Raw genomic sequence first — 7506 nt, forward strand, 5'->3', positions numbered from 1 at the left:
ACAAACCTCAGCCACCCGCACCACCCCGTGGGAGGCGCGCCCCCGCGGCGATGCAGGCCGCAGGCCTGCCCGATGCTCCGCCAAGCCTGGCGATATCACTGCACTTCAAGCAGCGCGTATACCTGCGCCAGGCCGTTCACCCGAATCGCCACCTCCTCGCCCGCCTCGCGGCCCAGCAGGCCCTGCCCCAGCGGCGAGCGCGGCGAGATCACCAGGATTTCGCGCCCCCCGTGCTGCAGCTTCAGGCCGGCCGCATCGGGCCCAAGGAAGAACCAGCGCTCCTGGCCGTCATGCTCGAGGCAAAGCAGCGCGCCGACCCGCACGCTGCTCCCCTGGCAGGCGGTTGGCTGCAGATTGCGGTAGGCGGCAAGGGCTGTCTCGATCTCGTGCAGGCGCCGGCGCTGCCCGTCGGCCAGGTAGGCGGCCTCCAGCCCACGGGTATCGTATTTGTTCTCGGCCTTGCTTTCGGCATGGGTGGCAGCCTCGTGGGTCGCGGCCAGCACGGCCCTGGCAACCTCGCGGTCGGCTTCGAGGGCGGCGATGATTTGCTGCTGAAGGGTGCTCTTGTTCATGGGCAGGCTTATAGCCCGACGGCGCGGCAAAGGGAATGGCATTGCCAGGGTTGTTCGTCACCGGCCACCCGCCGCAGCTGAGTGGCCAGGGTGAAGCCATCGCACAATGCAGGAAAACGGGCTCGGTGCATGACAAGTAATTCGGGGGATTGTCGTATGCCCGGCTTGCGCTGCGGTGCGAATCTTTGCCATAAGCTCTCCGACCTTGCGCGGTAGCGGTCAGCCAGGACAGGCGCCTCGCCATGGAACGCTGCACCGCAACCACTCATCATCATTCCCAATGGCATTACTGCCCCGACCTGCGGCGCCGACGCGCTGCGGTTGCCTGGCGGGCGGATCGGAGAAAAAACGTGACCGGCGAACAACTGATCGTCTTTGGCGTGCTGGCGGCAACGCTCGTACTGTTCGTCTGGAATCGCTGGCGCTACGACCTGGTGGCCCTCGGCGCGCTGCTCGCCTGCACCCTGACCGGTGTCGTACCGGCCGAGGAGGCCTTTGCCGGCCTTGCCCATCCCGCGGTGATCTCGGTGGCAGCGGTGCTCGTGCTCAGCCGCGGCCTGCTCAACGCCGGTGTGGTGGATAGCGTGGCGCGCCGGCTGATGCAGGTCGGCGAACGGCAATGGGCTCAGGTCGCCGCACTGACCGGCATCGTCGCCCTGAGTTCGGGCTTCATGAACAACGTCGGCGCGCTTGCGCTGTTCATGCCGGTCGCCATCTGGATGTCGCGGCAAAGCGGCCGCTCGCCTTCCTATCTGCTGATGCCGCTGGCATTCGGCTCGCTGCTCGGCGGTACCCTGACGCTGATCGGCACCCCACCCAACCTGATCATCGCCGGCTACCGGGCCGAGGCCGGCGAAGCGCCGTTCGGCATGTTCGCCTTTCTGCCGGTGGGCGCCGCGGTGACCATTGCCGGCGTGCTGTTCATCGCCCTGCTCGGCTGGCGGCTGGTGCCCAGGCGACAGGAAGGCGACAGCAGCGGCGACCTGTTCGAGATCAGCGCCTACCTAACCGAGGTCCGAGTCCCCGAGGGCTGCAAGTACGCCGGACGCACGCTGCATGCGCTGATCAGCGCGGTGAAGGACGAGGCGGACATCCAGGTCATCGCTCTCATACGCGGCGAACAACGCCAGCGCATGCCATCCACCTACGAGGTGCTGCGCGAGGACGACATCTTGCTGGTGGAGGCCGACTCCGACAGTCTCAAGGCGCTGCTCGACGTAACCGGCGTCGAACTGGCCGCCAACCTCGACGAGCAGGACGAGCAGGCGCATGACGAGCAGGCCGCCGAGCAAGACAAAGCAGCAAAGAACCACAAGGACCGGCAGGGCGAGCTGACCCTGGCCGAAGCCATCGTCTCCCCGGGCTCGATGCTGGTGGGCACCAGCGCCAGCGGCCTCGACCTGCGCGAGCGGCATGGCGTCAACGTGCTGGCCGTCGCGCGCCAGGGGCAGCGGCTGCGCCAGCGGCTCGGCAAGATCAGCTTCGCCGCCGGCGACATCCTGCTGCTGCAGGCTCGCGAGAATGCACTGCAAGCGAGCCTCAACAGCCTCGGCTGCCTGCCCCTGGCCTCTCGCGGGCTGAGCATCACCACCCCGCGCAACGTGCTGCTGGCCAGTGCCATCTTCGCCATCACCCTGGCCTGTATCGCGTTCGGTCTGGTGCCCGCGGCCACCGCCCTAGTCACTGGGGCGCTGGTGATGATCCTGGTCGGGCTGATTCCGCTTGGCGGCATCTACCAGAGCATCGACATGCCGGTGATCGTGCTCGTGGCCGCCATGCTGCCGGTGGGCCAGGCGCTGGAAACCACAGGCGGTTCACGGCTGATCGCCGAGGCGCTGCTGGTGCTCGGCCAAACGATGCCGCCTGCCGCGACGCTGGCGCTGCTGATGGTGGCGGTCATGCTGATCTCCAACGTGGTCAACAACGCCGCAGCGGCCGTGCTCGCCGCGCCGGTCGCGATCAGCCTGGCACGCGGGATGGAGGCCTCGGTCGATCCGTTCCTGATGGCGGTGGCGATCGGCGCCTCCTGCGCCTTTCTCACCCCCATCGGCCACCAGTCCAATACGCTGGTCATGGCACCGGGCGGATACCGCTTCGGCGACTACTGGCGGCTGGGGCTGCCGCTGTCGATCCTGGTGGTGCTCTGCGCGGTGCCGGCGATCCTGTGGATCTGGCCGCTCTGAGCGAAGGCCGACGGCGCCGTCATGCTGGCCGCTCAGTTCGCCTTGAAGCGACTGACGTTGTCCAGCAGGGTACCCGCCAGGTCGCTCAGACGGCTCGCGGTGTGATGGTTGCTGCCCACCGCCACGCCGTTCTCCTCGGCCATGCGAGCGATGGTGGTGACCTGCTGGGCAATCTCGGCAGAGGCCGTGCTCTGCTCGCGCAGGGCATGGGAAATCTCGGCAACGGTGGCCAACACCTGGTCGGCCGCCTCGCGAATGCCATGCATGGCTTCGCCGGCACGTTGCGCGCGCGCGACCCCTTCGTTGACCTTCGCCACGCCCTGCTCCATGCCCTGCACCGCACCCTCGGTACCCTGCTGGATGGCCGCGACCATCTGGGCGATCTCCTGGGTGGAATTGGCGGTACGCTCGGCCAGCTTGCGCACCTCGTCGGCCACCACCGCGAAGCCGCGGCCCTGATCGCCGGCCCGAGCGGCCTCGATCGCTGCGTTGAGCGCCAGCAGGTTGGTCTGCGCGGCGATATCGCCGATCACCCCGACGATGGCGGTAATCTGCCCCGAGCGCTCGCCCAGCTCGGCCACGGTGCGCGCCGAGTCACTCACCGAGACGGCGATCTGGCTGATCTCATCGATCACCGCGGCGACGATCTCGCCCCCCTGGCGCGACAACTCGCCGGAACGATGGGCCAGTGAGTCGGCCTCGCCGGCGTTGCGTGCGATGCTCTCGATACCGACGGTCATCTGTTCCACGGCAGCGGCCATGTTCGATGCCGCGTCGCTCTGGCACTGCGACGCCACATGGATCTGCCCCGATGCGGTGACCAGACTGCGTGCCGAATCGGCGACATGATCGGAGTTGTCCTTGATGCTGCCGATCAACCGGCGCATGGCCTCGGCCATGTCGTTGAAGCTGCCGGCCACGTAGCGCAGCTCGTCACGCGCGGCGAGCTGAATGCAGACAGTGAGATCGCCGGCCGCAAGCCGCTCGCTGCCCTTGCGCAGGCTGCGAATGCTGGTCATCACCGACAGGTAGGCGCCCATCGACAGATAGCCAAGCACCGCCAGCACCACCACCAGCACGGCCAGATTACCGAACAGCATCCGGCGTGCGTCTTCGATTCGCTGCTGCAGCAACTGATCGAGGCTGGGCAACAACACGTCGCGCATTTGCGTGTAGCCGATGGTGATCGCCTCGGTGGTCATGGCGAAGAACTGCGCAGAGGTGGTGCTGGTGAAGTCTTCGCGCACCACCATGTTCTGCACCACCTGATCGATCGCCTCACCACGCTCGAGCATCGCGGCCATCGCATGATTCAGTTGCGGCTGCAGTTCGGGACGCTGGGCGACGACCTTTTCGATACTGCGCTGCATGTCCTCGGTGGCCGATTTGATCTGCTCGGTCAGCACGATCAGCGCGGTACGCTGCTGATCGCTCATTTCGCCTCTGGCCAGCACCGCGGATGCGCTGCCCCGCAGGCGGCCCAAACGCTCGATCAGGAACGGCAGGCGACTCACCGCGGTGGTCATCAGGTAATAGGTCTGCGGTTCCGGGTCGAACGTCAGGCCATAGGCGTCCGACAGCTGGATCTGGAAGTCGAGCAGGCTGCCGATCAGCGCGGTATGCGCCTGGAAGCTCTGCGCTTGCGGCCAGCTGAGGCCATCGCGCTTGATTTCGTCCCAGCGACGAGCGATGTCCTGCCACTGGCGCAGGTTGCGCTTATCCTCGGCCAGACTGCTGTTCATCTCCGCCATGGCCGCATCGACGCTGGCTTGCAGCGTGCTGCGGCGCTCCGCTACGGTCGTATTACCGCCCAACAGCATCGAGGAGACGCCGCGATGCTGCTGCGACAGCTCAACCAGCCTGGATAGCGGCCGGGCCAGGTCCGAGGCGACCAGCTCGTTCTCCGAGCGCTCGATGGTGCGATTGAGCTGACCGGCGATGGTCAGCATCAAACTGGCGAAGGCCAGAAACACGAGCAGGCCGATCAGGCCGAACTTGACCGGATAGCTGAGCCGGTTCATCAGCAGCTCGGCAGGCGAAAAGATAAGTTTCATGGAGGGCATTCCTGGACGGTACGAGGCACTGCACGAAGCCGTTCGACGTCGTGTCACCCCAGGCTGGAAACCTGGTGTTTCCGAACTATCGGCTACATCAGAAAGATCTGGAGTTGCCTCGCAAAATACGGACCCGGCTCAGCGATAACCCTGACCAGAATCAAGATTGGGTGTCAGAAAAACAGGCGTCAGGCATCCGTCCATTCGATTATTGCGCCGCATGCAGGCCATACCGTTCCTCCGAGCCGGGCGAGCGCACTCCCCTCCCGGTAATCTCCTTGTCCGACACTAGGGCTTTACCCAAGGCCATAAGCGTGAATAATGCCGCCCCTGTCGAAGCAACGAGGTAGCCATGACGACGCCAGCCACCGCAGCGAACCCGCCTCTTTCCGCCCGTGCCGTACTGTTGATCGAACTGGCGCTGGCCATGGGCGGCTTCGCCATCGGCACCGGCGAGTTCGCCATCATGGGCCTGATGCCGAACGTGGCCGAAGGGCTGGGCATCAGCGAGCCACAGGTCGGCAACGTGATCAGCACCTACGCCTTGGGCGTGGTGGTGGGTGCGCCGCTGCTGGCGATCCTCGGTTCGCGACTTTATCGCCTGCACCTGCTGCTGTTGCTGATGGGCTTCTTCGCGTTGGGCAATTTCGCCAGCGCCCTGGCGCCGGACTACACGACGCTGATGGCCATTCGCTTCGTCACCGGCCTGCCCCATGGCGCCTATTTCGGCGTGGCGATGCTGGTGGCTGCCTCCATGGTGCCAGCGGACAAGCGCGCCCAGGCGGTGGCCCGCGTGCTGATGGGGCTGACGGTGGCGATCCTGATCGGCAATCCGCTGGCGACCTGGCTCGGGCAATGGCTGAGCTGGCGCTATGCCTTCGCCCTGGTCGGCGGCATCGCCCTGCTGACGGTTCTGCTCGTGGCACTGTTCCTGCCGTTGAACCGCGACGAGCAGCGCAACAGTCCGCTGCATGAGATACGCGCCTTCAACCGGCCGCAGGTCTGGCTGGCGCTGGCGATCAGCTCGATCGGTTTTGCCGGCATGTTCTGCGTGTTCAGCTACATGGCACCGACGCTGCTGGAAGTCACCGGCGTCAATGCCGGCTGGATCCCCTTCGCCCTCGCCGCGTTCGGCCTCGGCGGCATCGTCGGCAACATGGTCGGTGGCTGGCTGTTCGATCGCCTGCGCTTCCAGGCGGTCGCCTGGCTGCTGCTGTGGAGCGCACTGGTGCTGCTGATGTTTCCGCTGGCGGCGCATTCGGCGTGGACGATCTTTCCGGCAGTGTTCGCGGTGGGCACCATGGTCTCGCTGTCACCGGCGCTGCAGACCCATCTGATGGATGTCGCGGCGGATGCCCAGACCCTGGCCGCGGCCTCCAATCACGCCGCCTTCAACATCGCCAATGCCCTTGGTCCGTGGCTGGGCGGGTTGGCGATCACTGCCGGTTTCGGCTGGACCTCGACCGGCTATATCGGCGCCGCCACCGCCGTTGGCGGCCTGCTGGTGTTCGCCTGGGCCTGGAAAGTGCAGCGCGCCGAAGAAGACGCCGATGCCCGACGCGCGGCCTGCTGTTCCTGAGCCTGCGACGATGGCGCGCAACATGCGGTAATCAGTGCAGCGAGGAGCCACCTTGCAGATCGTTCGGCAAGCGGGTTCCATCTACGACTCCTGATTTCGAGGTCCTGAGCTTGCAGCATTTCTTCCTGTGGCGCAGCAGAGCCCGGCGCTTCGGCCTGCTGCTGATGACCGTTTTCGCCGTTGGCCTGCCGGTCGGCTGCTCGGTGCTCGAGCAGAAGGAGCGCGAGCTGGTGTTTCGTATCGAACCGGGCACCGCGTCCTGGTTCAGCGGGCTGCCGCGCGGCGTCGAGGAGCTGCAGCTGACCGATTCAGCCTTCGGCGACGAGCAGAACATTCATGCCTGGTGGTGGCCGGCTGCCGATGCCGACGCACCCGCGCTGCTCTACCTGCACGGTGTGCGCTGGAACCTCACCGGCCATCTGTTCCGCTTGGAGCAACTGCGTGCGCTGGGCTTTTCGGTGCTGGCCATCGACTACCGCGGCTTCGGCAAGAGCCTCGGCGAGCTGCCGTCGGAGCGCAGCGTCTATGCCGACGCGCGCATCGGCTGGGAGCGCCTGAAGGCACTGCAGCCGGACGCCAGCAAGCGTTTCATCTACGGGCATTCGCTCGGCGGCGCGGTGGCCGTCGACCTGGCCGCCGAACTCGGCCAGCAGGCCGAACGCGACAATGCACCGGCCGAGGCCCGCGCGCTGATCATCGAGTCGACCTTCACCTCATTGGCTGACGTGGCGATGGCGGTGTCCGACACCACGCTGCCAATACGCTGGCTGCTGTCGCAGAAATTCGATTCGCTGGAGAAGATCAACCGGATCGGCATGCCGCTGCTGGTGGTGCACGGCACCGATGACCGCTATGTGCCGCCCCGCTTCAGCGAGCAGCTGTATCAGGCCGCGCGCCAGCCCAAACAATTGCTGCTGGTCGAGGGCGCCACGCACAACAACAGCCTGCGCGTGGCGCTCGCTGCTTACGCCCAGGCGCTGCAGGCATTGCTGGAGCCCGCCCCGCAGCGGCCCGTGGAAGTCTCCAGGCGCGGTTAGCCTCGGCAGCAAGGGCACAGCGCCTGACCGTCAGCGCCCAACACGAACCTCGCCGTAGGGTGGGCTTCAGCCCACCAGCCC

General features: G+C 66.3%; 5 protein-coding genes. 3 read left to right on the top strand and 2 right to left on the bottom strand.

The features are described from left to right. Nucleotides 1–95: 95 nt before the first annotated feature. Nucleotides 96–572 carry a GreA/GreB family elongation factor gene (locus B597_RS26845; protein ID WP_024161663.1) on the bottom strand — a complete coding sequence of 159 codons (477 nt, stop codon included), beginning with the start codon at nt 570–572 and terminating at the stop codon, nt 96–98. 350 nt (nt 573–922) lie between these two features. On the opposite strand from B597_RS26845, the gene B597_RS26850 reads away from it, so the two are divergent. Further along, the gene (locus tag B597_RS26850; protein WP_003292980.1) at nt 923–2755 is read left to right on the top strand and encodes an SLC13 family permease; all 1833 of its coding nucleotides are present in this window, start codon (nt 923–925) and stop codon (nt 2753–2755) included. Nucleotides 2756–2787: 32 nt separating this feature from the next. On the opposite strand, the gene B597_RS26855 is transcribed toward B597_RS26850, so the two are convergent. Next, nucleotides 2788–4809 (bottom strand): methyl-accepting chemotaxis protein, encoded by a 2022-nt coding sequence (locus B597_RS26855; protein ID WP_003292979.1) that lies wholly within the window; start codon nt 4807–4809, stop codon nt 2788–2790. A gap of 352 nt (nt 4810–5161) precedes the next feature. On the opposite strand from B597_RS26855, the gene B597_RS26860 reads away from it, so the two are divergent. After that, complete coding sequence (locus B597_RS26860) at nt 5162–6388, top strand: MFS transporter (protein ID WP_003292977.1); 1227 nt, start codon at nt 5162–5164, stop codon at nt 6386–6388. A 110-nt stretch (nt 6389–6498) separates the two neighbouring features. Next, a complete protein-coding gene (locus B597_RS26865) occupies nt 6499–7425 on the top strand; it encodes an alpha/beta hydrolase (protein WP_003292975.1) in 927 nt (308 codons plus the stop codon). Nucleotides 7426–7506: the final 81 nt, after the last annotated feature.

It is taken from the genome of Stutzerimonas stutzeri KOS6 (genome assembly GCF_000307775.2).
GTDB classification, from domain to species: Bacteria; Pseudomonadota; Gammaproteobacteria; order Pseudomonadales; family Pseudomonadaceae; genus Stutzerimonas; species Stutzerimonas stutzeri_B.

Bases quoted from the DNA above. Each gene is read 5' to 3' on its own strand.
- B597_RS26845 (WP_024161663.1), bottom strand. From the start codon at position 572: ATGAACAAGAGCACCCTTCAGCAGCAAATCATCGCCGCCCTCGAAGCC.
- B597_RS26855 (WP_003292979.1), bottom strand. From the start codon at position 4,809: ATGAAACTTATCTTTTCGCCTGCCGAGCTGCTGATGAACCGGCTCAGC.
- B597_RS26860 (WP_003292977.1), top strand. From the start codon at position 5,162: ATGACGACGCCAGCCACCGCAGCGAACCCGCCTCTTTCCGCCCGTGCC.